This window comes from Streptomyces sp. NBC_01017 (genome assembly GCF_045162795.1).
In the GTDB taxonomy this organism is placed as follows: Bacteria; Actinomycetota; Actinomycetes; order Streptomycetales; family Streptomycetaceae; genus Streptomyces; species Streptomyces machairae.
Map to the genome: position 1 here is coordinate 5807043 of NZ_CP108683.1, position 26096 is coordinate 5833138.

The 26096-nt window shown below is 72.0% G+C and carries 16 protein-coding genes, 1 tRNA gene and 1 riboswitch; of the genes, 9 read left to right on the forward strand and 8 right to left on the reverse strand.

Annotated features, from left to right (window positions below; all coding sequences use genetic code 11):
- Nucleotides 1-52: 52 nt before the first annotated feature.
- Together ribA and OG331_RS26670 are read right to left on the reverse strand one after the other, a co-directional pair.
- Nucleotides 53-697 carry a GTP cyclohydrolase II gene (gene ribA, locus OG331_RS26665; RefSeq protein ID WP_406200586.1) on the reverse strand — a complete coding sequence of 215 codons (645 nt, stop codon included), beginning with the start codon at nt 695-697 and terminating at the stop codon, nt 53-55.
- Between the two features lie 115 nt (nt 698-812).
- On the reverse strand, nt 813-1328 hold the full coding sequence (locus tag OG331_RS26670) for a MarR family winged helix-turn-helix transcriptional regulator (protein WP_406200588.1): 516 nt from the start codon (nt 1326-1328) through the stop codon (nt 813-815).
- A 48-nt stretch (nt 1329-1376) separates the two neighbouring features.
- On the opposite strand from OG331_RS26670, the gene OG331_RS26675 reads away from it, so the two are divergent.
- From OG331_RS26675 to OG331_RS26690, 4 genes are all read left to right on the forward strand, one after another.
- Nucleotides 1377-2510, forward strand: coding sequence for a dihydrofolate reductase family protein (locus OG331_RS26675; RefSeq protein ID WP_406200591.1), 1134 nt, complete (start codon nt 1377-1379; stop codon nt 2508-2510).
- A gap of 98 nt (nt 2511-2608) precedes the next feature.
- Nucleotides 2609-2682 (forward strand) — tRNA-Met (locus OG331_RS26680).
- A 120-nt stretch (nt 2683-2802) separates the two neighbouring features.
- Nucleotides 2803-3888 (forward strand): PP2C family protein-serine/threonine phosphatase, encoded by a 1086-nt coding sequence (locus tag OG331_RS26685; RefSeq protein WP_406200593.1) that lies wholly within the window; start codon nt 2803-2805, stop codon nt 3886-3888.
- Between the two features lie 229 nt (nt 3889-4117).
- Nucleotides 4118-4275: riboswitch (cyclic di-AMP (ydaO/yuaA leader) on the forward strand.
- An 11-nt stretch (nt 4276-4286) separates the two neighbouring features.
- Nucleotides 4287-5312: a M23 family metallopeptidase gene (locus tag OG331_RS26690; protein WP_406200595.1), complete on the forward strand. Its 1026-nt coding sequence runs from the start codon at nt 4287-4289 to the stop codon at nt 5310-5312.
- Nucleotides 5313-5477: 165 nt separating this feature from the next.
- Here OG331_RS26690 and OG331_RS26695 read toward each other — a convergent pair whose 3' ends face one another.
- The 3 genes from OG331_RS26695 to lhgO all read right to left on the reverse strand — a co-directional run bounded on the left by OG331_RS26695 (nt 5478) and on the right by lhgO (nt 9226).
- The gene (locus tag OG331_RS26695) at nt 5478-6812 is read right to left on the reverse strand and encodes a PrsW family intramembrane metalloprotease (RefSeq protein WP_406200597.1); all 1335 of its coding nucleotides are present in this window, start codon (nt 6810-6812) and stop codon (nt 5478-5480) included.
- A gap of 179 nt (nt 6813-6991) precedes the next feature.
- Nucleotides 6992-7843 (reverse strand): tRNA (guanosine(46)-N7)-methyltransferase TrmB, encoded by an 852-nt coding sequence (trmB, locus tag OG331_RS26700; RefSeq protein ID WP_406200599.1) that lies wholly within the window; start codon nt 7841-7843, stop codon nt 6992-6994.
- A 156-nt stretch (nt 7844-7999) separates the two neighbouring features.
- On the reverse strand, nt 8000-9226 hold the full coding sequence (lhgO, locus tag OG331_RS26705; RefSeq protein WP_406200601.1) for an L-2-hydroxyglutarate oxidase: 1227 nt from the start codon (nt 9224-9226) through the stop codon (nt 8000-8002).
- A 322-nt stretch (nt 9227-9548) separates the two neighbouring features.
- On the opposite strand from lhgO, the gene OG331_RS26710 reads away from it, so the two are divergent.
- The gene (locus tag OG331_RS26710) at nt 9549-10907 is read left to right on the forward strand and encodes a histidine-type phosphatase (protein ID WP_406200603.1); all 1359 of its coding nucleotides are present in this window, start codon (nt 9549-9551) and stop codon (nt 10905-10907) included.
- 83 nt (nt 10908-10990) lie between these two features.
- On the opposite strand, the gene OG331_RS26715 is transcribed toward OG331_RS26710, so the two are convergent.
- A complete protein-coding gene (locus OG331_RS26715; protein ID WP_406200605.1) occupies nt 10991-12415 on the reverse strand; it encodes an MFS transporter in 1425 nt (474 codons plus the stop codon).
- A 757-nt stretch (nt 12416-13172) separates the two neighbouring features.
- Between OG331_RS26715 and OG331_RS26720 the strand changes: the two genes are divergently transcribed.
- Both OG331_RS26720 and OG331_RS26725 read left to right on the forward strand, forming a co-directional pair.
- On the forward strand, nt 13173-15272 hold the full coding sequence (locus tag OG331_RS26720) for an asparagine synthase-related protein (protein WP_406200608.1): 2100 nt from the start codon (nt 13173-13175) through the stop codon (nt 15270-15272).
- Between the two features lie 625 nt (nt 15273-15897).
- Nucleotides 15898-19350: an AfsR/SARP family transcriptional regulator gene (locus OG331_RS26725; protein WP_406200610.1), complete on the forward strand. Its 3453-nt coding sequence runs from the start codon at nt 15898-15900 to the stop codon at nt 19348-19350.
- Between the two features lie 30 nt (nt 19351-19380).
- Here the strand turns inward: OG331_RS26725 and OG331_RS26730 are convergent, their stop codons facing one another.
- Together OG331_RS26730 and OG331_RS26735 are read right to left on the reverse strand one after the other, a co-directional pair.
- The gene (locus tag OG331_RS26730; RefSeq protein ID WP_406200613.1) at nt 19381-21342 is read right to left on the reverse strand and encodes a sigma-70 family RNA polymerase sigma factor; all 1962 of its coding nucleotides are present in this window, start codon (nt 21340-21342) and stop codon (nt 19381-19383) included.
- Between the two features lie 308 nt (nt 21343-21650).
- Nucleotides 21651-22430 carry a TetR/AcrR family transcriptional regulator gene (locus OG331_RS26735; protein ID WP_406200615.1) on the reverse strand — a complete coding sequence of 260 codons (780 nt, stop codon included), beginning with the start codon at nt 22428-22430 and terminating at the stop codon, nt 21651-21653.
- Nucleotides 22431-22813: 383 nt separating this feature from the next.
- Between OG331_RS26735 and OG331_RS26740 the strand changes: the two genes are divergently transcribed.
- Nucleotides 22814-24193: an NAD(P)/FAD-dependent oxidoreductase gene (locus tag OG331_RS26740; protein WP_406210292.1), complete on the forward strand. Its 1380-nt coding sequence runs from the start codon at nt 22814-22816 to the stop codon at nt 24191-24193.
- 194 nt (nt 24194-24387) lie between these two features.
- Entirely contained in the window at nt 24388-26058 is a 1671-nt protein-coding gene (locus OG331_RS26745; RefSeq protein ID WP_406200618.1) for a SpoIIE family protein phosphatase, read from the forward strand.
- The last annotated feature ends 38 nt before the right edge of the window (nt 26059-26096 follow it).

Sequence of the window (26096 nt, forward strand, 5' to 3'; positions counted from 1 at the left end):
TGAGGGGCGGGCGTCCGGTTCCGGGCGCCCGCCCCTTCTTGTTGCCGTTCGCTCAGCCCGCGCTGAGCTTCGCGAGGTCGCCCAGCGGCAGCGTGTGCTGGGTCTGGAGGACCTTCGCGCGCAGGTAGCGGACGTTGTCCGGGGTGGCGAAGACGCCGGTCGGGACGCGGCCCTGGACCTTGATGCCGAGGGCGCGCAACTGGTCGGCCTTGTCGGGGTTGTTGGAGAGCAGGTCCAGTTCGCCGATGCCGAGGGCGGTGAGCATCTGGGCGGCGGCCGTGTAGTCGCGGGCGTCCTCCGGGAGGCCCAGCGCGGCGTTCGCGGCGTAGGTGTCGAGGCCCTGGTCCTGGAGGGCGTACGCGTCGAGCTTGTTGTAGAGCCCGATGCCGCGGCCCTCCTGGCGCAGGTACAGCAGCACGCCGCCGCGCTCGGCGATGCGCTCGACGGCCTCGCGCAGCTGGGGGCCGCAGTCGCAGCGGGCCGAGCCGAAGACGTCGCCGGTCAGGCACTCGGAGTGCAGACGGACCAGCGGGGTGCTGCCGGGGGCCGGGTCGCCGAGGACGACGGCCACGTGTTCCAGGCCGTCGGCCAGGCCGTGGAAGGTGACGAGTTCGGCGTCGACGCCGTAGCCGTCCTGGAAGCGCAGCGGGACCCGGACGCGGGCGCGCTGGGTGGCGGCGGCGGTGAAGTCGGGCATGCGGGTTCTCCGGGTTCCGTGCGTGGACCAGCTGCTTCAGATTTGAAGCAGAACCTCGATACAGGACCCTATCCCATGCTTTAAATTTGAAGCAATGAGTTTTCTGTGGTGTGCGTCACGAACACGGCTTGTTGGACCGCCGCCGCCAGGGCACGTCGTCCGCGGTGGCATGCGCGCTGTCGCCCTGGAAGCCCCCGGCCACCGCCGTGAAGATCTCCTCCAGCTGCCCGACCTGCTCCGGGGTCAGCCGGTCGAAGAGCAGCGCCCGTACGGTCTCCACATGGCCCGGGGCCGCCCGCTCCAGGACGCGCATCCCTTCCTCGGTGAGGGCCGCGATGCTGCCGCGCTTGTCCCAGCGGCAGTCCTCGCGCCGCACCAGCCCGTCCTTCTCCAGGCGCGTCACGGCGTACGTCAGCCGGCTGCGGGTGATCTTCAGGCCCTCCGCCAGGTCGGTCATGCGCAGCCGCCGCTCCGGAGCCTCGGACAGGGTGGCGAGGATGGAGTAATACAGATGGGGCATGCCGGCTTCCTGCTGGAGCTGCCGGTCCAGCGCGTCCTCCACGAGGGCGGCGGAGGCGATGTAGGCGCGCCAGGCGCGCTGCTCCTCGGGGGTGAGCCAGCGAGTCGTCATGCGACCAGTGTAGGTTTGTTTCAAACTTGAACCAAGCGGAGCGTGCCGATGCCGTCGTACCCCTACGTCCTGCTGTCCGCCGCGGTCTCGCTGGACGGCTACCTCGACGACACCACCCCCGAGCGCCTGCTGCTCTCCAGCCCGGCCGACTTCGACCGGGTCGACGAGGTACGGGCGTCCGTGGACGCGATCCTGATCGGCGCCGGCACGATCCGGGCGGACAACCCGCGGCTGCTGGTGAACTCGGCCGGGCGGCGGGCCGCGCGGGTGGCGGCCGGGAAACCGGAGTATCCGCTCAAGGTCACGGTCAGCGCGTCCGGCGAGCTCGACCCGACGGCGAACTTCTGGCACACCGGCGGCGAGAAGGTCGTCTACACGACGGAGAAGGGCGCGGAGCGCCTGCGCCGGGCGCCGGTCGCGGCGGACGTGGTCGCGCTCGGCGCCGACCTGGACTGGCGGGGCCTGCTGCGGCACCTGCGCGAGGTGCGCGGCGTCGAGCGGCTGATGGTCGAGGGGGGCGGCACCATCCACACGCAGCTCCTTCAGCAGGGGCTGGCCGACGAGGTGCAGCTGGTGCTGGCGCCCCTGTTCGTGGGCGACCCGGACGCGCCGCGGCTGTTCGGGCCCGGCGGCTACCAGGGCGGTCGGCTGCGGCTGGTCGAGACGTGGCAGATCGAGGACGTCGTGCTGATGCGCTACGAGCCGACGGCGCCCGGTGCGGGTGTCCTGCCGTCCGCCGCGGACCGGAGGTGGCTGGCGGTGGCCTGCGATCTGGCGGCACAGTGCCCGCCGTCGGAGACGGCCTTCAGCGTCGGGGCGGTCGTGGTGGCGGCCGACGGCACGGAGCTGGCGCGGGGGTACTCGCGGGAGGGCGGTGATCCCGTGGTGCATGCGGAGGAGGCTGCGCTGGCGAAGATCGCGGCGGGGGATCCTCGGGTGACATCCGCCACGGTCTACACGAGCCTGGAGCCCTGCACGCGCCGGGCGTCCCGGCCGGTGCCCTGTGCGCGGTTGATCCTCGATGCGGGGGTGCGGCGGGTGGTGACGGCCTGGCGGGAGCCGGACACGTTCGTGGCGGGGGCCGACGGGAGCGGGCTGCTGGCGGCGGAGGGAGTGGATGTCGTGGTCCTGCCGGAATACGAGGGGCGGGCCAAGGCTCCGAACAGCCATCTGCTGTCCTGACCGCCCCGCCCGACGGGTGCGGAAAACACCGGTCTGGGCGGGGCAGGGGAAACGCGTGTGCATCTTGTCCTGCGGATGGCGTACTATTGAGTCATCGCCGCGGGGTGGAGCAGCTCGGTAGCTCGCTGGGCTCATAACCCAGAGGTCGCAGGTTCAAATCCTGTCCCCGCTACTGATGACTCAGGGCCGGAACTGATCAGTTCCGGCCCTGAGTGTTTTTCCCTCGACGCGCCGCTCGTCCGGTCGGCTCTCACCACTCGCCCCGCGCTCCCGCATCGGGAACCCTGGTGAGGTGGAGCAACGGCGGATCTCGTACACACGCCGGTTCGTCCGGCTGCTCCCCGCACTGCTGATCGCGGCCGGAGGCGTGTACGACCACGTCACGCCGACGGATTTCACCGGCGCCCCTTTCTTCACCGCGGCACCCCTGGTCGCCGCCCCGCTCTACTCGCAGCGCGGCACGGTCCTCACGGGCGTCGTGGCCGTCGCCGCACTGCTCGTGCTGCGCGTCCCGCGCGGCGACGTCAGCCGGGCCGAGGTGATCACGGAGCTGGTCACCGTGGTCACCGTCTCCGTCCTCGCCGTCCTCATCAACATCCTCGTCCGCCGCAGCGACGAACGCCTCGCCTCCGCCCGCGAGATCGCCGAGGCCGCCCAGCGCGCCGTACTGCCCCAGCCCGCCGAGCGGATCGGCGGCTTCCAGATCGCGGCACGGTACGAGGCGGCGCAGGAGGGCGCGTCCATCGGCGGCGACCTGTACGCCGTGCAGGACAGCCCGCACGGCCTGCGGGTCGTCGTGGGGGACGTGCGCGGCAAGGGCATCGGGGCGGTGGGTGCGGTCGCCGTGGTCATCGGGGCCTTCCGGGAGGCCGCCGAGCAGGAGACCACGCTGGAGGCGGTGGCACTGCGCCTGGAGCGGGCGCTGGCCCGCGAGCACGACCGGCGCGAGTGGGCCGAGTCCGCCGAGGGGTTCACCACCGTCGTACTCGCCGAGCTGTCGCATGGCAGCGGGATCGTGCGCCTCGTCAACCGCGGGCATCCCTCGCCCCTGTTGCTGTACGCCGACGGCACCGTGCGCGCGCTGCCCGCCGCCGAGCCCGCACTCCCGCTCGGCATGCGGGAGCTGGGCGTCTGGCCCGACCGGGCCCAGGAGGCCGACTGCCCGAGCGGGGCCACGCTGCTCCTCTACACCGACGGACTGTCCGAGGCACGGGACGACACCGGCCGCTTCTACGACCCCGAGGCGGGCCTCGCGGGGCGCGCCAACGCCCGCCGCGAGCCGGCCGCACTGCTCGGCGTCCTCGCGACGGAGGTGCGGCGGCACTCCGGGGGCGGGATGGCGGATGACATGGCCCTCATCGCCGTACGACGGCCGTGATGTCACCGGCCGTGACCGGGCGACCCCCCTCCGCATAACAACTGACATACCGTCAACACCCGTGTGGCACCTGAGGTCTGGCCAACTCGCCCGATTTAGGCCGCTCATGACCCGTAAGTCCAGGCGAAAATCGTTAATGATCAAGTGGAACAGCTTGGAATCCGCACCCCGGGTCTATTAACGTTCGATAACGCAGCGCGGTCGTCCCAGCCGTCACAAGAGGCGGCTCCGTGCGCACGCGCCGAATCTCGAAAGGGAACCGGGGAACCACCACCTTGGGGTGAATCGCGCAAATACCACCGTGAACTCACGGGCGGTATACGCGCGTAGGAGACCTTCCTGCTCCGAACCCGTCAGCTAACCCGGTAGGCGAGAAGGAAGGAAAGGAGTACGCCCACGTGGCGTCCAACCGGCCTGCCCCGCAAGCCCCGTTCGTGCCGAGTCAGCGCAATACCGACACTTTCGGCTACGACCGCAACCGCACCGACGAGGCCCCCTTCGAGGAGTGGAACCCCACCGCGGAGTCCCTTCGTCCCGTACGCGGCAGGCATCGCGTCTCCAAGCAGCGCGGCGGGGGACTCGCCCGCAGCTCCACGGTTCTCGGCGTCGGTGTCATAGCCGCCGTCGGCGCGGGCGGCATGGCCAGCGCGAACAGCGGCAAGCCGCCGGTCGCCATCACCATGCCGGACCTGCCCCTGATCTCGGACGACTCGTCCGAACCCGCCGAGGACGCGGCCACCGCGCTCAGCACCATGGGCGAGACCTCCGAGGACACCGCGCAGGGCGGTTCCGACGCCGGTGAGGCGCTGCGGAGCCGGATCATCGCGCAGGCCGAGTTCCAGCAGGACCAGTTCGACAGCAAGGCCGCCGCAGCCGCGGTCGCCGCCGCCGAGAAGGAGGCCGCCGACGCGGCCGCCAAGGCGGAGAAGGAAGCCAAGGCCAAGGCCGCCGCCGCGAAGGCCGAAGCCGAGGAGGAGGCCCGCAAGAAGGCCGAGGCCGAGCGCCTCGCCGAGCTGGCCAAGCAGTACACGCTGCCGACCTCCTCGTACACCCTCACCTCGACCTTCGGGCAGGCCGGCGCCTACTGGTCCTCCGGCTACCACACGGGCCTCGACTTCGCCGCGCCCACCGGGACGCTGATCAAGGCCGTGCACAGCGGCACGATCACGTTCGCCGGCTGGGACGGCTCGTACGGCTACAAGACCGAGCTCACCCTCGACGACGGCACCGAGGTCTGGTTCGCGCACCAGTCCTCGATCAGCGTGAGCGTCGGCCAGAAGGTCAACACCGGTGACGTCATCGGCCGCGTGGGCGCCACGGGCAACGTGACCGGTGCCCACCTGCACCTCGAGGTGCACCCCGGCGGCAGCTCCAGCGGTATCGACCCGCTGGCGTGGCTGCGCGGCAAGGGCCTCACGCCCTGAGGTCTGACGGCCCGTGCGCCTGTTGAGGCTCGGCCGCTTCTGAACCCCGGCTTCCTGCTCTGATCCCCGGCAGTCCTGACGGCGTCCCCCCGACGTCAGGGCTGCCGGTATCTGCAGCGCCGGGGTTCGCCTGTTTGGCCGGGGGTTCGCCTGTTTCCGGGACGGTCACGTCCGATAGGGGTTGTACGCCGGGTAGGGCGCCGCCGCCCCGTATCCCGCGTACCCGCTCCCGTAGGGCTGCCAGTGACCGGGCGGCGCCCCGTACCCATGAGCCGGCGGCCAGACCCGCGCCGCGGCCACCGCGTGCTCCAGCGCCGGCCGTGCGACCTCCCGGCGTCGCCACAGCTCGTGCAGCAATTCCCGTTCCCGTACGACGAAGTCGGCGCCGGCCCGCCCGCGGCGCCCCCGGTGCCGTAGGAACGCCAACGAGGTGGCGTAGGCCTCGTACTGCGCCACGGCTCGCGCCGCCGTCCGACCGCCGTGGCGGCGCGCGTACTGCCGGGCCACCCGCCGGTCCCGCATCGAGCCCAGTGCGTACGGCTCGCTCGGCGACAGCCACCCGGTGACGACATAGGCGGGCAGCTCCTCGCGCACGGTCCTCAGCTCGCGCTGCCGGGTCCAGATCACCAGCCAGGTGAGCAGCCCGAAGATGGGCACCATGAAGGCCGCGTACACCGCGAAGAACCCGAACTCGCCGAAGGACGACGAGCCGTTCCACAGGGCGTGCATGCCCATGGCGAGCAGCAGCCCGGAGAGGGGGAGGAGGACCCGCCGCACGTGCTGCCGCTCGCCGGAGAGTGCGGCGATGCCGAAGCCGATGCCGGTCAGGACGGTGAAGAGCGGGTGCGCGAAGGGCGACATGATCACGCGGACGAAGAAGGTCGCCGCGGTGACGGAGGCGATGCCGCGGTCGCCGGAGAGCTGGTCGGTACCGAAGGCCGTGCCGAGGTAGAGGATGTTCTCGGTGAAGGCGAAACCGGTGGCGGTGACGCCGGCTATCACCACGCCGTCGACGATGCCGGTGAAGTCCCGCCGGCGGAAGAGGAAGACCAGCAGGACGGCCGCGGCCTTCGCGATCTCCTCCACCACGGGCGCTATGACGGTCGCGCCGAGGGTGTCCGCGTGCGACGGATCGGCCGTCGCGGTCGCTATCCATCGGGTCGCGAAGCTGTTGGCGACGATCGCTATCAGCGCCGCCGCGCAGGCGCCCCAGGCGAAGGAGAACAGCAGATTGCGCCACGGGCCCGGCTCGACGCGATCCAGCCATCGGAACGCGGCGACCAGCAGCGGCACGGGCAGGACGGCCAGACCGAGCCCGACCAGGAACCCCTCGGTGCCGGTCTGCTCACGCACCAGCGCGAGGATGACCAGCCCGGAGAGCGCGAGCAGGGTGCTGAGCGCGCCGTAACGCACCCATCGCTTCTGCCACCAGTGCGCGTGCCGCAGTGCGCCGCCGGCGGGACCGGTGGGGTGCGTCGGGTACGGGGGGCAGGTGGCCACGGCATGGACCCTAACGAGGCAGGGGCGCCGCCCGCAGCAGCGCGAGGGGGGCTCGGGCGCCGGTGGGGTTTGCTGTCGATGGTCTGGTCTGGTCTGGTCTGGTCTGGTCGGTGCTGGTGCTGGTGCTGGTGCTGGTGCTGGTGCTGGTGCTGGTGTCGGTGCTGTGGTTCCCGCTGCTCCTACCGCTGTACGCGGCGGAAGAGCAGGTCGTTCACCACATGACCCTTGTCCAGTCCCTGGCCCTCGAAACGGGTCAGCGGCCGGAACTCCGGACGGGGCGAGAAACCGCCGTCTGCCTGTGTGTTCTCGAAGTCGGGGTGCGCGGTCAGCACTTCGAGCATCTGTTCGGCGTACGGCTCCCAGTCGGTCGCGCAGTGCACCAGCGCGCCGGGCTTCAGCCGGGTCGCGGCGAGGCTGAGGAACTCGGGCTGGATCAGCCGCCGCTTGTGGTGCCGCTTCTTGGGCCAGGGGTCGGGGAAATAGACGCGCAGGCCGTTGAGCGAGTCCGGGACGAGCATCTCGCGGAGCAGGATGATGGCGTCGCCGTTGCCGACGCGGACGTTGTTCAGCCCGTTGTGGTCGGCGAGGTTGAGGAGATTGCCCTGCCCCGGGGTGTGGACGTCGACGGCGAGGATGTTGGTGCCGGGGTCGGCGCCGGCCATCTGCCCGGTCGCCTCTCCCATCCCGAAGCCGATCTCCAGCACGACGGGGTTGTCGTTCCCGAACAGCTCGGCGAGGTCGACGACGCACTGCCCGTCGATATCGAGCCCCCACTTCGGCCACAGCCGCTGCAACGCGTCCGCCTGCCCCGCGGTCACCCTGCTCCGCCGCGGCTGAAAACTCCGGATCCGCCGCTCGAAATGCGACCCGGCGGGGTCGGCCTTCGGCCCGTCCGGGAACCGGGGCTCCCCCTTGGCCCGGGTGTGCCGAACGGAGACACCGGGATGATGACCGACGTGCTCGCCGGGGGCCTCGGACTGATGCGGGGCGCCGGGCTGGGGGGCTTCGGGGGCGTTGAGGGAGTCAGACACAGTGGGAACGATTTTACGGGCAGCCCGAGACGTTCCAGCCCGTCCGGCTTTTGAGGACGAGGCCCGTTCAGGGCCGAAGCGGGGGTCTGGGGGGAAGCGGGGGTCTGGGGGGCGGCAGCCCCCAGGTACGGGAGGGGAGGGGCGGCGGGGGCGAGATCACCCCGCCCCAGAACCGGCGGAGCGCCCCAGCACATCCAACGCCCGCCGAGCCACTTCCCGCCCGATCGGCAGCGCAGCCGTCGCCGCGGGACTCGGCGCATTCAGCACATGCACGGCCCGATCCCCCTCCCGGATCAGGAAGTCGTCCACCAGCGCCCCGTCCCGCAACACCGCCTGCGCCCGCACGCCCGCCGCAGCCGGCACCAGATCATCCGCAGTCACCGCGGGCAACAACCTCCGCACCGCCTCCGTGAACGCCCCCCGCGACACGGACCGCCGCAGCTCCCCGGCCCCGTACCGCCAGTGCCGCCGCGCCATCCGCCACACCCCGGGCCACGCCACCGTCGCCCCGACCTCCCGCGGCCGGACGACCCCCCACCCGTACCCCTCCCGGGCCAGCGCCGGCACCGCGTTGGGCCCGATGTGCACATCCCCGTCGATCCCGCGCGTGAGGTGCACCCCGAGGAACGGAAACGCCGGATCCGGCACCGGATACACCAGCCCCCGCACCAGCTCGGGACGCGCCAGCGAGTAGTACTCCCCCCGGAACGGCACGATCTGCACGCCGGGCTCGTCCCCCGTCATCCGGGCCACCTCGTCGCAGTACAGCCCGGCGCAGTTCACCAGCACCCGCCCCCGCACGACGTCCCCGCGCGTGGTCCGTACGGCGACCCCGAGGTCCGCCCGCCGGTCGACGCGCTCGACCTCCGCGCCGTACCGGATCTCCGCCCCGGACGCCTCGGCCAGCTGCCGCGCGACCCCGACGAAGTCGCAGACGCCCGTCGTCCCGACGTGTATGGCCGCGAGCCCCCGCACCTCCGGCTCGTACTCGGCGATCTGCGCGACGCCCAGCTCACGTACCGGAATGCCGTTCTCCCGGCCGCGCTGGACCAGGGCGTGCAGGCGTGGCAGCTCCGCCCGCTCGGTCGCGACGATCAGCTTGCCGGTGACGGCGTGCGCGACGCCGTACTCCGCGCAGAACTTGACCATCTCGGCGGCACCCCGCACCGCGTACCGCGCCTTCAGCGACCCCGGCCGGTAGTAGATCCCGCTGTGGATGACCCCGCTGTTGCGGCCCGTCTGATGCCGGGCCGGACCCGGCTCCTTCTCCAGCACGGTCACCCGCGTCCCCGGCGCGGCACGCGTGATCGCGAACGCCGTGGCCAGCCCGACGATCCCACCGCCGACCACGAGCACGTCACAGTCGTAAGCGATCGCCCGCACCTGCTCCACCTCCCGGTTTCGATAATGCACTGCGCCACTGACAACGCACTCAAACCCGGGGGACCGACGCGGCCCGACCCGGATGCGGGGCTCGCGCACCTCGGCGTGGCGATTTCGAGGGGGAACCTTTGGCAAGGGCGGGAAATCCGGCCATGGACCCGCCGTGATTCAGCCACGGAAAGTTCATGCGCCGCTTCGACGATGCGGCAGTCATCCGGTCTGCCGCTTCGGTGCGATGCAGCGGCACTGAACGAAACGGCCCCGCCATGAGACGCCCATGAGACACCCCGCCATGAGACGTACATCCATAAAGGGCACATCCATGAGATGCCTCCCCCCGGCCCTGGCCCTCGGCCTTGCCGCCCTTCTGGTCGCCACCCCGGCCGGCGCCGACACGGGCGCCGCCAAGAACGCCGGCACCCGGAACAGCTACGGCACCAAGGCGACGTACGCCCCCGGCCAGCACCCCCGCAACTACCAGCGGCCCCCCGCCGGCTTCACGCCCGTGTTCACGGAGAACGTCTCCCGGCACGGCTCCAGGTCCGCGACCGACGGCGAGGACGCGGACCTGGTCCTCGCGCTGTGGCAGAAGGCCGAGGCCGCGGGCGCGCTCACCGCGAAGGGCAAGCAGTTCGGGCCCAAGGTGCGGGCGCTGCAGGAGGCCATGAGCGCCGTGGGCTACGGCGACCTCAGCGGACGCGGCAAGCGGGAGATCCAGGACACGGCCGTACGGATGGAGCAGCGGCTGCCGGGGCTGTTCAAGCAGATCGCCGGCGCCAAGGAGAAGATCGACGTCGTCAGCTCGGGGCAGGGACGCGCCGTCGACAGCGCGAACCTGTTCGCCGCGGCGCTCGCCGCCACCGACTCCGCCCTGAAGCCGCTGATCGGCTCGACCCGCACGGACGTCGACCTCCTGTACTTCCACAAGGCGGCCGGCGGTGCGGCCTACCGGGACTACATCGCGAACGACCAGCGGCTCGCGAGCACCCTGAAGTCGCTCACCGACCAGCCCACCACCCACCGCGCCGCCCGGGACGTACTGAAGAAGCTCTTCAAGGGCGCCTTCGTCGACCAGCTCTCCGACGACGACCGCGTGGCTGCCGCGACGGCCGTCTACAACCTGTACGCCATCGCGCCCGCCATGAGCGACGAGAGCCCCGGCGGCAAGGGCTGGGGCATGGAGCGGTTCATCTCCGAGCGGGACGCGGCCTGGTTCGGGTACCTGAGCGACGTCGAGGACTTCTACGCGAAGGGCCCTGGCTTCGTCGGCAGCGACATCACCTACAAGATGGCGGACGTCCTGCTCGACGACTTCTTCAAGCAGGTCGAGGCCAAGCGCGCCGGCACCGGTGACCTGGGCGCCGAGCTGCGCTTCACCCACGCCGAGGAGATCATCCCGCTGGCCGCTCTGATGGGCCTGCCCGGCAGCACGAAGGGCGCGACGGCCGAGCAGCCGTACACCTACGCCGACAACGCCTGGCGGGGTGCGGCCGTGGCGCCGCTCGGTTCGAACGTCCAGTGGGACGTCTTCCGCAAGGGCGGCACCTACCTGGTGCGGATGCTCTACAACGAGAAGGAGACCGCCTTCAAGGCCGGCTGCCATCCCATCGCCAAGGGCAGCACCTTCTACAAGCTCGACGAGCTGGAGCGCTGCTTCGGGCGCACGAACGGCGCGTCGTAACGCCTGTTGTCCGGACCGCACGGCGGCGCGGCGGCTCAGCCTTGCCGCGCCGCCGCGCACGCGCGCGTGCCGGTGATCCCCGTCTAGGCCGGCGCCATGAGCAGCGGCCGCGCCCGCTCCCGCAGCTCGACGACCCGAGGCTCGTCGCCGTACGGCTCCAGGCGGTGCAACAGGTCCTTCACGTACTCGGTGGTACGCGCGGACGATATCCGCCCCGCAACTTCCACCGCCCGTACGCCCTGCTCGCACGCCGCGTCGAGATTGCCCGACTCCAGTTCGGCGACCGCCGAGACGACGAGCCGCAGTCCGTGCGAGCGCACGAACTCCTCCGTCGGCTTCGACAGCGCCTGTTCCGTGAACCGCCGTACCTGACGCGGTGCCTTCAGGTCCCGGTAGCACTCGGCGGCGTCCGCGGCGAACCGGTCGTAGGAGTAGAACCCGAGCCATGACGGGTCGTTGTCCCCCTCCCTGGACCGCTCCAGCCAGCCCTCCGACGCCTTCAGGGCCGCGCCGGCGGCCTGCGCGTCACTTGCACGCGCGTGTGCGCGTGCCTCGACGAGGCGGAAGAAGCTCATGGTGCGGGCCGTGGCGAGCCCTCGGTTGCGTTCCAGCGCGGCCTGGGCGAGGTCGACGCCCTCGTCGCCGAAGCCCCGGTAGGTCGCCTGTAGCGACATCGACGCCAGGACGTACCCGCCGAGGGGTACGTCGGCGGCCGCGCGGGCGAGCCGCAGGGCCTGGATGTAGTACCGCTGGGCGGCCTCCTGCTGTCCGGTGTCGAAGGCCATCCACCCGGCGAGGCGGGTGAGTTCGGCACTCGCCCCGAACAGGGCACGGCCCACCTCGTCGGAGTACGAGCCGAGCAGCAGCGGCGCCGCCTCCACCCGTAAGCACTCGGGCACCATGGACGAACGCCAGTCGCCGCCTCCGTACTTGGAGTCCCAGCGCCTGGCGTCCTCGGCGGCCTCACGCAGCTTCTGCACATCGCTGTGGCCGACTTTGAGCGGTGCGCCGGAGCTCTCGGACGGATTCACCTCGCGCGCCACCGAAGTGTCGGCCGGGGTTATCAGCCAACGTGAGGCGGGCGTTGCGTACGCGCTTACTGCGAACGATCCGGCCAGCGACTGCCAGATGCCGCCGGTGCCGGCACGGCGTCCGGCGAGATCGAGACGGTAGAGCTCCGTCGCCGACTTCACCGCCTGTCCGACGTCCCGGGGGAAGGCGAGGCCCACTTCGGGTGCGGGGTCCGCGTCCGCCAGGCCGATCTCGTGGAGCGGCACCGGGCGGCCCAGCTTCTGGCCGATTGCGGCGGCGATGAGATGCGGCGCGGCACCCTGCGGCACCATGCCCTTCGACACCCAGCGCGCCACCGATGTCTTGTCATAGCGAAGAGTCAGGCCCCGCTGAGCGCCAAGGTCGTTGACGCGTCGAGCGAGTCCTGCGTTGCTGATTCCCGCGAGGGCGAGAACGGCGCCGAGCTTTTCGTTCGGCCCGCGTTGCTCCCTGGACATGCGCCACCCCTCGACACAGACGGCTGCCGCGCTGGCATAACCATGCGGCATTCGTAAACCCAGCGTAGTTCGCCGCATCCCAAGCGTTAAGGGGCATTCTTCCGGATGGCGGGATTGTGGTCCGTACTCAAGTGCGCACCCCCTACGCACAGTTGTGACGTGCTCCCGGTGTGTGGCCGTGCGCCCGTCCGTGCGCTCTTCTCCAGCCACCGGGGGAGCGGTTCCATGGCTTCTGCGTGGGTCGGCCCGCTGTACTGGATCCAGTGGGCTGGGGGATTCCGCCGCCTACATCCCCGCGGGCGGCGGAACGGTCCGGGGGGCGCACTCCGTTCCCCGGACTGCGCGCACGACGAGTACACCGAGTAGTGCGCAGGACTTGTACGGAGCGTGCGCGAGCCTGTCCTTACGGCGCCGATTTGGCCGAAAAGCGACCCCGCCTCTCGCGGGTGATTACCGCTCCGACCACGGGAGTTGAGGGCGCGAAGGGCGTTTTTAGGGAGCGTATCGGGGGCGCATTCGCGTCGCAGGAGTTGTCCGGGAGTTGCCTCAGACGTCCTGCCAAGTCGCCCGATCGCCTTGCCCCGCCCGGGTGTTCGGGCTGGGGCCCGGCGCGTTCGTGACGGCGCGGGGGCGCCCCCACGGGCGCAATTCCGCGATCTCGAGCGGCTCCGCCGCCGCTCCGACGCGCCTCCTTCATGGCAGCATGGTGAACCGGTTCGTACGGTGCACTGGTTGTCCACAGCCTGTGGAGGCGGCGATGCGGTGGTTGGTGGGATGGAGCAGCACCACCGCGGTGGCCGCCGGGATGGGCTCCGCGGGGGCGACCGGAAGCGACGGCGAGACCGTGCACCCGGTCGGATCCCAGCTCCTGTGGGGCGACCCCGACCCACTGTGGGCGGTCGGCGACTGGCGCCCCGACGAGGTGCGCGTGGTGAAGGCCGACCCACAGACCCGGATCGCGGTACTGGGCACCTGCGGGGCGAGTGACGAACAGCTGCGCCTCGGTCTGTTCGCCGCGCGCGGAGGGGCACTTCGGCACCTGACGGCCTGGTCCGGCAGCTACACGGCCGTCGTGCAGGTCGGCCGCAGGGTCATGGTGTGCGGTGACCTGGCGGGCGCACGGCCGGTGTTCTACACCCCCTGGGCAAGCGGTACGGCCTATGCGACCGCCGCGCTCCCCCTCGCCGACCTCATCGAGGCCAACCTCGACTTCGGACACCTCGCCGCGCTGCTGGCCGCCCCCGACGTACCGGCGGCCCTGCACGACTCCACTCCGTACGACGGCGTGCGGCGCATTCCACCGGGGCATGCGCTGATCCTGCGCACCGGGGCGCGCGAGATCGCCGGGTACGAGCAGGTCGCCTCGCTGGCGGTGGCGGCGCCGACGGCCGACCCCGACAGCGCGGTCGACGCCGTGCGCGACGCCCTGGTGGAGGCGGTACGCGCGCGCCTGTCCGCGCCCCGCCACGTCCCCGGCGCCGACATAGACCCAGGACCGGTACCGGGGATGGGCCCGGCCGAGCGGCGTGCCGCGCGCGGGATGCCGGTTCCGGGCATCGGCGCGGACCTGTCCGGCGGCCCGGCCTCGGGCACCCTGGCGCTGCTGGCCGCCGGCCTGCCCGGCATGCCGGGCACGGTCCTGGGCCACGGCACGGGCGCGGGGGAGCGCCTCCTGGCGGTCACCTTCAACGACCTCGCGGTCGGCGGCCGCGAGGCCGAGCTGGAACGGGCGGGGACGCTGGCGGCCAACCCGCGCCTGCACCACGTGGTGGTGGCCGGCGGCGAGGAGACGCTGCCGTACGCCGACCTGGACGGCCCGCTGACGGACGAGCCCGGCCCGAGCCTGGTGACGGCCGCGCGGCACCGCGCGCGCCTCGCCTCCGGCAGCGCCGACCACTTCACCGGCTACGGCGCCCGCCAGGTCCTGGACGCCCATCCGGCCCGCCTCGCGGACCTTCTGATGGACCGCAAGCGGCGCCACCTGGTCCGCCCGGTCGCGGCGCTGGCGAAGGCGGACGGCTCGGTGCTGGTCCCCGCGCGCGTGTACGGCGCGGCGCGCAAGCTGGCCCGCACGCCGTACCGCACCGGCCTGGAATCCCTGGCCGACCGGCTCCTCCATCGCCGCTTCGACGAACCCGGAGGTGCCGTAGGGGCGTCGCTCGCCGCGCTCACCTGGGCCAGACCGGGCCCGGCGGCACGCTGGCTGACCGGCGAGGCCCTTGCTGAAGTATCGGTTCGCCTGCAAGCGGCGACGAGCCGCAACGGCGTGGGCCCCGGCCAACGCCCTGGCGACTACCGCGCGCGTGCGGCACTGGCCCGCCACTCGGCCGACCTGCGCGTCCTGGAACAAGCCGCCGAGATCCGCTTCCAACGCCTGCACGCCCCGTTCCTCGACAACCAGGTCGTCCGCGCCTGCCGAGCCCTCCCGGAGGCCCTGCGCGTCCAGCCCGGCGCCCGCGCAGCGATCCTGCGTACGGTCCTGGAGGGCGCCGGCGTGGCCGACCTCCCACCCGGCTGGGGCGCCCCGTCCCACGCGTCGGCGGCCGTGGCCGCAAGGACGGGCCTACGGGTATCGGCCGACTCCCTGATGACCCTGTTCGGCACCCCCCTACTGGCCCAGGCGGGCCTGGTGGAGGCCCGAGTGGTCCGCAAGGCCCTCCGCGCCGCCGCCGAGGGCGAGCCACTGCCCCTGGACGGCCTGGCGGACCTGGTCTCCCTGGAGCTATGGCTACGCCGCCTGCTGGCCCGCCGAGGCACCTGCTGGACGGGAACACCGGCCCGGCAACGGGCGGTACCGGAGGGGATCAAGCCGCAGCGGGGGGCGTTGGGGGCGGGGGCGGGGGTTCGGCCGGTGTAGGGGCGAGGGACACGGGGACGGGGAGCTTTGAGCGCCTCACGCTTGGTGCCGGGCCGGGTATTTCAGCGTGCCTGGTGTTCGAGGGCGAGGCTGCGTCGCCGCTGGCTCCCACTCGCCGGTAGGGGGCTGGGTACGCGTGCCAGGGGGTGCTTCTCGGTGCCGGTCCCTGCATTCCAGCGCGTCTGGTGTTCGAGGACGGGGCTGCGCCTTCCCCACCCCTCGCCCATCCGCTGGGGGCTGTGCACGCACGCGGATGGTCCCTCTCGGCGCCGGTCCCTGCATTCCAGCCCGCCCGGCGTTCGAGGACGGGACTGCGCCATCCCCAACCCCCACCCACCCGTAGGGGGCTATGCCGGCACGCAGAGGGTCCCTCGCTCGCAGCGTCGGCCCAGGTATTTCAGCCCGTCCGGCGTTTGAGGACGAGGCCGTTGAGGCCGACAGCGGGGGTCTGGGGGCGGCAGCCCCCAGGGACCGGGGTCGAAGGGGCAGAGCCCCTGGAGGACGGGATGAGTAGGGGCGGCGGGGGCGAGAACTCACCCGCCCGCGCCGAAGGACCACCGCAACCACGACACCCGCCCCCCGCCAAACCCACGCCCCACCAGGCCACCCCGGGGACAATGACCCGGTGCGGTACAGAATCCTGGGCGTCACCCAGGCCGAGGACGACCAGGGCACCGTCATACCCGTGGGCGGCCCCCGCCTCCGCGCCCTCCTGACGGCCCTCGCCCTCCGCCCCGGCCGCGTCACCACCCCCGACACCCTGATCGACGAGGTCTGGTCCGACGACCCGCCCCAGGACGCCCCCGCCGCCCTCCAGGCCCTGATCGCCCGCCTGCGCCGCACCCTCGGCAAGGACACCGTCACCTCCGCGCCCGGCGGTTACCGGCTCACGGCGACGCAGGACGACGTGGACCTCTTCGTCTTCGAACGCCTCGTGCACCAGGGCACCTCCGCCCTGACCGACGGCGACCCGTCCACCGCTGCACAGACCCTCGGCAGCGCCCTCACCCTGTGGCGCGGCCCGGCCCTCGCCGACCTCCCGGACCGCGGCACCGCCGGCACCCGCCCGGAGGCCCTGCGCCTGGAGGCGACCCGCGCGCGTATCGAGGCGGACCTGCGACTGGGCCGGGGCCGGCACGCGATACCCGACCTGAAGGAACTGACCGCGGCACACCCGTACGACGAACCGCTGCACGCCCTCCTCATCCGCGCCCTGCGCGACACGGGCCGTCCCGCCGACGCCCTCGCCGCATACGAAACCGCCCGCCGCTCCCTGGCCGACGGCCTCGGCACCGACCCCGGCCCGGAACTCCGCGCCCTGCACACCGAACTGCTGACACGGGCGACTCCTGAACTGCGGGCCAGATCTGAACGGGACCTGAGAGCAGGGCCCCGGCAGGACCCACGGACAAAGCCCCGGCCACAACCCGCCCCCCACACAGCCTCCCCACCACCCCCACCTCCACCCCACCCCCACCCCCACCACCAGCCTCCCGAACGCACCGGCAACCTCCGCCCCCGCCTCACCTCTTTCGTGGGCCGGGAACTCGAACTCGACGCCATCCGTTTCGAATTGCACAGGGCCCGACTGGTCACGCTCACCGGACCGGGCGGCTCTGGAAAGACCCGCCTCGCCGAGGAGGCCGCCGCCGGCCTCCCCCAGGCATGGCTCGTCGAGCTCGCCCCGCTCGACCGGCCGGAGGCGGTGCCCGGCGCGGTGGTCAACGCGCTCGGTCTGCGCGAGACCGTGCTCATGACCAACGAGCTCACGGCCCAGCAGGACGACCCGGTCGCCCTCCTGGTCGAGTACTGCGCCCCGCGCAGCCAGCTCCTGATCCTTGACAATTGCGAACATGTCATCGGCGAAGCCGCCACCCTCGCCGAGACCCTCCTCACCCGCTGCCCGGGCCTCACGATCCTCGCCACCAGCCGTGAACCCCTGGGCGTCCCCGGCGAGTTGGTCCGCCCGGTCGAACCCCTGCTCCCCGACCAGGCGCACCGCCTCTTCGCGGAGCGCGCCGCGGCCGTCCGCCCCGACGCCGAGGCCGTGCTGCGCGACGGGCGCGACCAGGAGGCCGTCGCGGAGATCTGCCGCCGCCTCGACGGACTGCCCCTCGCCATCGAGCTGGCGGCGGCCCGGCTACGGCTGCTCAGTCCCCGCCAGATCGCCGACCGCCTCGACGACCGCTTCCGCCTCCTCACCTCCGGAAGCCGTACGGTCCTGCCCCGCCAGCAGACCCTGCGCGCCGTCGTCGACTGGTCCTGGGAACTGCTCGACGAGCGGGAGCGGACGGTACTGCGCGAGGTGTCCGTCTTCGCGGGCGGCTGGGACCTCGAGGCGGCGGAAGCGGTGTGCACCGGCCCGGTCGCGGACCTCATCGGCGCACTGGTCGACAAGTCCCTGATCGTGGCCACCCCGTGCGAGCGGGACGGCTCCGGCGGCATGCGGTACCGCATGCTGGAGACCATCCACGAGTACGCAGTCGAGCGCGCCGCCGAGCTCCCCGAGCTGCGCCTCGCTGCCGAGCACCGGCACCGCGCGTGGGTGCGCGCCCTCGTGCAGAAGGCCGACCCGCTGCTGCGGTCCGCCGGTCAACTCCCGTGGGTATCCCGCCTGGAGACCGAGCTGGACAACATCCGCGCGGCCCTCGACCACGCCCTCACCGCAGGCGACGAACCGGATGCCACAGCCATCGCCCTCGCCATGAGCTGGTTCTGGTGGCTGCGCAACTACCGCGTCGAGGGCGCGGCCTGGGTCGAACGGATTCTGCGCCTGTCCGTCACCCTGGACGTCTCAGGTCCGGGCTCACCTCCTGCTGCCCCTCCCGTTCCCCCTCCCGCTGCCCGTTCCACCCCTCCCGCCGCCGCCCCGCTGGACGCCCTCCTCACCGCCCCGGTCGAACAGACGCACCACCCGAGGCACGCACCACGGATGAGCCTGCGCATGCTGCATCTGTTCCTCGCCATCGAGTTCGAACCGGTGGAGCACTGGCAGGACGAGCGACGCAGGCGGTACATCGAGCGTGTGCAGGCCCACTTCGCGCGGGGCGGCCCGGAGGCGGCTCGCATCCCGGGCATGGTCTGGCCGTTGACCCACTACATCCTGGGCGACACGGCGGACACCCGTCCCGTCATGGATGCCGCGTTGGCCAACTGCCGTGCGTACGGCGGCGACTGGGAGGTCGGCTGCATCCTGATGTTCCGCACGCACATGCTCGTCGACTCACAGGGCGGCCTGGCCGATGTCGACGACGACCTCGTGGAGCTGCGGATCCTCAGCCGACGGGCCGGTGACCGTTGGATGCGGGCCCAGGTGTGCAGCGCGGCCGGTGAGACGGCCACGGTGCGCGGTCGCTTCGAGGAGGCCAAGGGGCAGTACGAGGAGGCCCTGCGCCTCGCCCACGAGGTGGGCGCGTACACCGAGACCCCGTTCCTCATCGCCCGGCTGGCCGAGATCGCCTACCGCTCGGGCGACCGTACGGCCGCGTTGACGTTGCTGGACGAGGCGAGCGCCGTGGCCGACCGGTACGGCGTGGCGGACTCACGGGCGTTCGTGCTGCTGATGCGGGCCCAGATCGCGCTGGACGACCAGGACACCGCCCGTGCGCGCGAGCTGTGCGAGGCGGCACGTGTGGAGACCGAGAACGCCACACCACCGCCCCAGTTCGTTGTGATGCTGAACGTGACCGACGCCCTGACGGTGACGGCGGAGTCGGGCCCGGAGCACGGTCTGCCGCGGCTGGTCGACGCTCTGCGCCTGGCCGTGGAGAAGCGCTGCGCCGACGTGATCACGGCGACCCTCACGGACGCCGCCGCGGACCTGCTGACCCGCCTCGACGACCACTCGCGCGCGGCCCGGCTGCTCGCCGCCTCGGAGCACTGGCGCCGCGGCAATCCACGTCTCCAGCCCGAGCGCGCGCACGCCGAGCGGGCCGAGACCACCGCCCGCACCGCCCTGGGCGCCGAACGGTTCACCGCCGAGCACACCCGGGGCACCGCCCTCACCCACGACGACGTCCTGTACGACCTCGACCAGGCCGTGCGCGGCCTCCAGCTCCCTGCGGAGCAGGCGCCGTAAGCCAAGTTCAGGACCTCCGGCTGAACGCCCCTACACGCAGCTGAACTTCGACTCCGCCCAGTCCGCCAACAGCAGGGTGTCGAAGGTGCCGTGCGGCTCGACCACCAGCCGAACGGTCTCCCGCCCGGCGAGGTTCACATGGACGGGCACGGCCGGGTCCCCGCCCTCGATCACCGCTGACCGCCACAACCGGACGCCGTCGGCGTACACCGAGAAAGTGAACTTGCCCAGCCCCAGAGCCGAGTCGTCGACGCCTGCCATCGCCGTGTAGGCGGAGCACTCCCGGTTGAGGTCGATGGTGACGGAGGACCGGCCGTGCACGGTGACGCCGTTCGCGTACCGCTCGTCGCCGATCGACACGCCGTGCCGCTGCCACACCCAGCTGCTCTCACCGATCCGCATCTCGGGTTCGGTGCCGTCGCCGGTGATGTTGTACGACAGCTCACTCCACTGGTAGGCGACAGGCGGGGGCGTCGGAGTGGGGGTGGGTGGCGGGGTCGGTGTGGGGGTCGGAGTCGGCGTCGGGGAGGGCGTGGGCGTCGGACTGGGCGTGGGGGTGGGTGGCGAGGCCGGTGTCGGGGTGGCCTCGGGATGGTCGGCCGGGACGATCGCCGGGGGTTGCGGGGCGGGCTCCTTCTCCGAAGGCGCCGTCGGCTCCGTCGGCTTCGGCGGCTTGGGCGTCGGTGTCTCCTCGACGATGGGGGAGGGCACCGGGGGTTGCTTGGCGTCCTGCCTGTCGGCAGGCGTCTCGTTGCCGGCGAGCGCGAGCACGATCGCCGCCACCACGCCCACGGCGACCACACCGGCCGCGATCCCGGCCTTCAACGGCGCGCCCAGCCCTTCGGAGGCCGCAGCACCGCCCCCGGAACTCGCCCCGCCGGACGAACCGCCGCCCGCCGCGGAGGCAGCCCCAGCCGCACCGGCCGCACCCGCCCCTGCGCCACCGGCGATGAGCCCGGCCGCCTTGGCGTATCCGGCGGCGCCGAACCAGCCGATGACCGCGACCGGCACGACGGCCGGGATACCACCGGCTACTTCCTTGATCTGGCCCGCGGCCAGGCGGCACTTGGCGCACTCCTCCAGGTGCTTGCGCATGCCCCGCTCGGCGCGGCTGCGCAGGCTGCCGCGGGCGTAGGCGCCGAGTCGGTCGGCATGGCGGGCGCACTCCTCGTCGCCGGCGAGGCTGGCGCTGACGTGAGCTTGGAGGTACGCCTGCTTGAGCCCTTCGCGGGCGCGGCTGGCGAGCACGCGCGTGCCGTTGGCATCGAGCCCGAAGAGCGTGGCGACCTCGCTCGGCGACTCGTCCTCCACCTCGGTGTGCCACAGCACGGCCTGCCAGCGCTCCGGCAGCGACCGGAAGGCCTGCATGGCCATCGACTGCTCGGCCTCGTGCATCGCCCGCACGTCCGCGCCCAGGTCGAGCGTGTCGTCGTCGGACACCTCGGCGACCCGCGTGGACCGAGCGGCGAACACCGCGAAGTCGTCGACCAGTTGCTCCCGCCGCACCGACTTCGTCCAGTCCGCGGCGGCACGCCGGATCGAGGTGAGCAGATAGGCGCGTACGGCGTGTTCGGGGCCGGAACCTCGGCGTACGGCCTGGAGCATGCGGGCGAACACCTCGGCGGTGAGGTCGTCCGCGGTGTGGGCGTCGCGACAGCACGTGCGCGCGTACCGGCGCACCGCTCCCGCGTGGCGCCGGTACAGCTCCTCGTAGGCGGTGTCGTCACCGGACCGCATCCGACCGATCAGGTCGGCGTCCGACGGCGGCAGTTCGCGCGCCGGCAGGTCGGACGGCAGCTCGCGCGGCGGAGGCAGCACGCTGTCCTCACGCCGGTCGCGCTGGGCCGGGACGCTGCCTTCCGCGCGGGCCTGTGGACGCCCCTCCACGGGGTCGCCGCCCGGCGGGAGGTCCGCCCGTCCGCCCTGATTCGGCACCTGCGGAGTCGCCGAGTCACCGTCACCGCGTGACTCGTCCCACCCGTCAACGCTCATCGCGGAAAGCCCCCGCCGCCAGCTCTACAGTCCCGGACACCGGGTCAGGGTGCCATATTGGCTTTTGGTCAGGACCCACGCGTACGGACATCCACCCGTCCGTGGGGACTCACCGCAACGCAATTCTGGCCCTCGCCCCTACGGGGATGACTCAACCAGCGCTCACCGCAGCGGTGTTCGAGGCGAGGGCGGCACAGCACCCCGCCTCGCAGACACCTCTCTCGAACGCTCACCCCTTCGAAGTAACCCTTTCGAAGTAACTCTTTCGAAGTCACCCCTTCGCGGTCACGGTCGCCGCATCGGCAGACTCACGTCTGAGGCCGGGACCGCAACCCCTCCAGCAGGATGTCCAGCAGCCGCGCCGAGGCCGCCGCCTGCTGCTCCGCATCCGGCAGCGAGGGCGCCGCCGTCGCGATCACCAGCAGGACGTCCGACACCGACACGTCGGCCCGCAGCTCGCCCGCCGCGCGCGCCCGCTCCACGAGCTGGCCCACCACGTCGAGCAGCGCCGCCGCGCCCGCGTCGTCCACCGGGTCGACAGGCACCGCCGGAGGATGCTCGGGCACCAGCCGCAGTTCTCCGATGCCCGGCTGCATCCGCTGCTGCGGCACCCGGGCCTCGTCGGGCGCGGCACCGTCCTCGGCGACCCCGACCCGCAGCACCTGCGGCGGCAGCAGCCGGCCCGCGCCGGACGCCACCGAGGTGCGCAGGAAGCGCGAGAGCGCCGACCACGGCTCGTCCTCCTGACCGAGCGCCGCCCGTGCCTGGTCGGTCAGCCGGGAGGTCTCCTCCTCGGCTATCCGCCGGACCAGGACGTCCTTGCTCGGGAAGCGCCGGTACACCGTCCCGACGCCGACCCGCGCGCGCCGCGCCACGTCCTCCATCGGCGCGCCGTACCCCAGCTCGCCGAAGACCTCACGCGCCGCACGCAGCACGTGCTCCAGATTGCGCTGTGCGTCCACGCGCAGCGGCGTCGTACGCGACGCGTCCCCGCGTCCGTTGCTCGCAGCCGCGCTCATCGTGCCGCCCACTCCGCCACCCGGTGTGATGGTGGATGCGGAAGACCATCGAGAATCCTGAACATGCATAAGCGATCCCCCGGTAATGACGTCTCCCCCCGGAGACTCCCCGTCATTTCAAAGCCGGAGCGTCGCGGAACAAGCCCGGACAACGAGTCCGTTCCGTGTGACTCACGGACCCGATGAGCGCATCCCCCTACACCCCGTCGACACACGAACATAGTTGAGAGGGAGTCAATTCAGAAGGGGCAGGTTCCGCACGGAGCGCCCCTCGATCCGAGTACGAGTCGTTTACGTCCCGATTGCGCCACCTGCGATGCCCTGACGCACACCCGCTGACCTGCGGGTCTTCCCCGCACTCCGGCAATTCGGCCAAATCGCGGCGCTGACGATCTCCGGTCACACAAATGGTCGAGCCTGTGGACAAACGCAAGCGCCGGGTGCGTCATGGGATGGTGAAGGAACGTGCGCGCATTCTCGTTGTCGGCGGCGGCTACGTCGGGATGTACACGGCCCTGCGTCTCCAGCGGAGGCTGCAACCGGAACTCGGCCGGGGCGAAGCCGAGATCACGGTCGTCACTCCCGACCCGTACATGACGTATCAGCCATTCCTCCCCGAAGCGGCGGCCGGCTTGATCTCCCCGCGCCATGTGGTGGTACCGCTGCGCCGCGTCCTGCCCCGGTGCCGGGTCATCATCGGCGAGGCCACCGCCATCGACCACGCCAAACGCACCGCGACCCTCACCACCCTCGCCTCCGAGGAGGAGGGCACGGGAAGCGAACAGCTCTCCTACGACGAGCTCGTCCTCGCCCCCGGCTCCATCGCGCGCACCCTCCCCATCCCCGGTCTCGCCGACCACGCCATCGGCTTCAAGACCGTCGAAGAGGCCATCGGCCTGCGTAACCACGTCATCGAGCAGATGGACATCGCCTCCTCCACCCGCGACCCCGCGATCCGCGACGCGGCCCTCACCTTCGTCTTCGTCGGCGGCGGATACGCCGGCGTCGAGGCGCTCGGCGAACTCGAGGACATGGCCCGCTACGCCACGCGCTACTACCACAACGTCAGCCCCGAGGACATGAAGTGGATCCTCGTCGAGGCCTCGGACCGCATCCTGCCCGAGGTCGGCGAGGACATGGGCCGCTACACCGTCACCGAACTGCGCCGCCGCAACATCGACGTACGCCTGCACACCCGCCTGGAGTCCTGCGCGGACCGCGTCGCCGTCCTCAGCGACGGCGCCCGCTTCCCGACCCGTACGGTCGTCTGGACGGCCGGCGTCAAACCCCACCCGATCCTCGCCGCGACCGACCTGCCACTTAATGAGCGCGGCAGGCTGAAGGGCACCCCCGAGCTGACGATCGAGGGCACCACGCACGCGTGGGCCGCAGGCGACGCCGCCGCAGTCCCCGACGTCACCGCGGCCGAACCCGGGACGCAGTGCGCCCCCAACGCGCAGCACGCCCTGCGCCAGGCCAAGGTGCTCGGCGACAACATCGCGCACACCCTGCGCGGCGAACCGCTGGAGACCTACGCCCACAAATACGCCGGTTCGGTCGCGTCCCTCGGATTCCACAAGGGTGTCGCACAGGTCTACGGGCGCAAGCTCAAGGGCTACCCTGCCTGGTTCATGCACCGCGTCTACCACCTCAGCAGGGTGCCGACCTTCAACCGCAAGGCCCGAGTCCTGGCCGAATGGACCCTCTCGGGGCTCTTCAAGAGGGAGGTCGTCTCCCTCGGTTCACTCGAACATCCCCGTGCGGAGTTCGAACTCGCGGCCGGTGGAAAGCATCCCCTCAACCCGGAAGACGACCCGAAGGGGTCGTCCTGACCGGACCCAGGAACTCCACCGACCGGGCAGGCGTCAGACGGGTGTCGGCCAGGTCGGCCGCACTGCCAGACTGATCCCCGAACCGATCCCGACCACAAGGCTCTCCCCACTGTGCCGCAACCCCGGGGCGTCACCCCACAGACCCCCGGCCGGGTCCGGAGCTGGCCGAAGACGACGACACGAGGCAAGGATTCGTGAACTTCACGCGCTGGAGCGCCCGGCTCCCCGGAACACAGCGCCGCGCCGCAGCGCGGACCGAACCCGCGGCGGCGGTCGCCCAGGACCGCCGAGGAGAGGGCCCGGGCGCCGTCCCCGCGGCCCGCGCCGAACACCTCACCGACGAGGCCAGGCCGATCCCCGCCGTGGACGAGCTGCCGGTCCGCGAGGTTCTGGACCGGGTCCCGGCCCTGGTCGCCCTCGTCCACGGCCCCGACCACCGCCTCGCGTACGTCAACGACACCTATGCCACGGCCTTCGGCGTACGCCCTTCGGGCGAACCGGCCCGCGAGGCCCTCCCCGAGCTCGCCGAACTGGGCCTGCTCCCGCTCCTCGACCAGGTCCTGCGCAGCGGCAAGCCCCGCACCCTCAAGTCCCGCAAGGCACCCGACGGCCGCTCCTACACCTTCACCTGCACGCCCGTGACCGAGGGCGACGGCGGAGTCCTCATCTTCGCCACCGACGTCACCGACCACGCGGAAGCCGCCGAGCGCCTCCGCGCCAGCGAACGCCGCCAACGCGAAACGGCCGTCACCCTCCAGCGCTCCCTCCTCCCGCAAGAGCTGGAGGAACCGGACGACCTGCGCATCGCCGCCACCTACCACCCGGGCGGCACGGAGGCCGCGGTCGGCGGCGACTGGTACGACGTGATCACCCTCGGCGGCGGCCGCACGGCCCTCGTCATCGGCGACGTCATGGGCAGAGGAGTACGCGCAGCGGCGGTGATGGGCCAACTCCGTACGGCGGTGAGGGCCTACGCCCGCCTGGACCTCCCCCCGCACGAGGTGCTCCAGCTCCTGGACGGCCTGGCAATGGAAATCGACGCCAACCAGATCGCCACCTGTGTCTACGCCATCCACGACCCGAACGAGGGCCGCCTGATCTACGCGTCGGCCGGCCACCTCCCCATCCTCGTCCGAGACGAGAACGGCGCAGTCCAACGCGCCGACGAACCCACCGGCCCGCCCCTCGGCACGGGCGGCTGGATGCACGCGTCCGGCTCGATCCCCCTGAGTCCGGGCTCGACCGCGGTCCTCTACACCGACGGCCTGGTGGAACGCCGGGACGAGGACCTCGACGAGGGAATCGCCTCTCTGGAACGCGCCCTGGCCGGCGCGACGGGCACCCCTCAGGTCGTCTGCGACCGCCTCGTCCGAAGCGCAGGCGTCACAGCGGACCACGACGACGACGTGGCGGTCCTGGTCCTCCAGCACCCGGCCCGCACGGGCCCCGACGGCGATCTCTTCCGCAACGCCGCCCTGGAACTCCTCGGCGGCATCGAAGCGGCCCCCCGCGCGCGTGCCTTCGCCTCCGGCGTCCTGACCAGTTGGCGCTTCCCGCCCGACCTCCACGACCTGGGCGTCCTGGCGGCCAGCGAACTCGTCGCCAACTCCCTCCAACACGGCACCCCGCCCATGCGCCTCCGCCTCCGCCGCACCGACCGCCGCCTGATCATCGAGGTAACGGACGGCGACGACCACCTCCCCAGACGCCGCCGAGCAGAACCGGCCGACGAATCGGGCCGAGGAATCGCCATCGTCGCGACCATCGCCTCCGGCTGGGGCTCACGCCGGACACCCGGCGGCGGCAAGGCGGTGTGGTGCGAGTTCGTACTGCCGAAGACGGCCTTGGACACACAGAGACCCTGAGTCCGCTCAGACCGATGGCGGGGGGCTGGGGGCGGCAG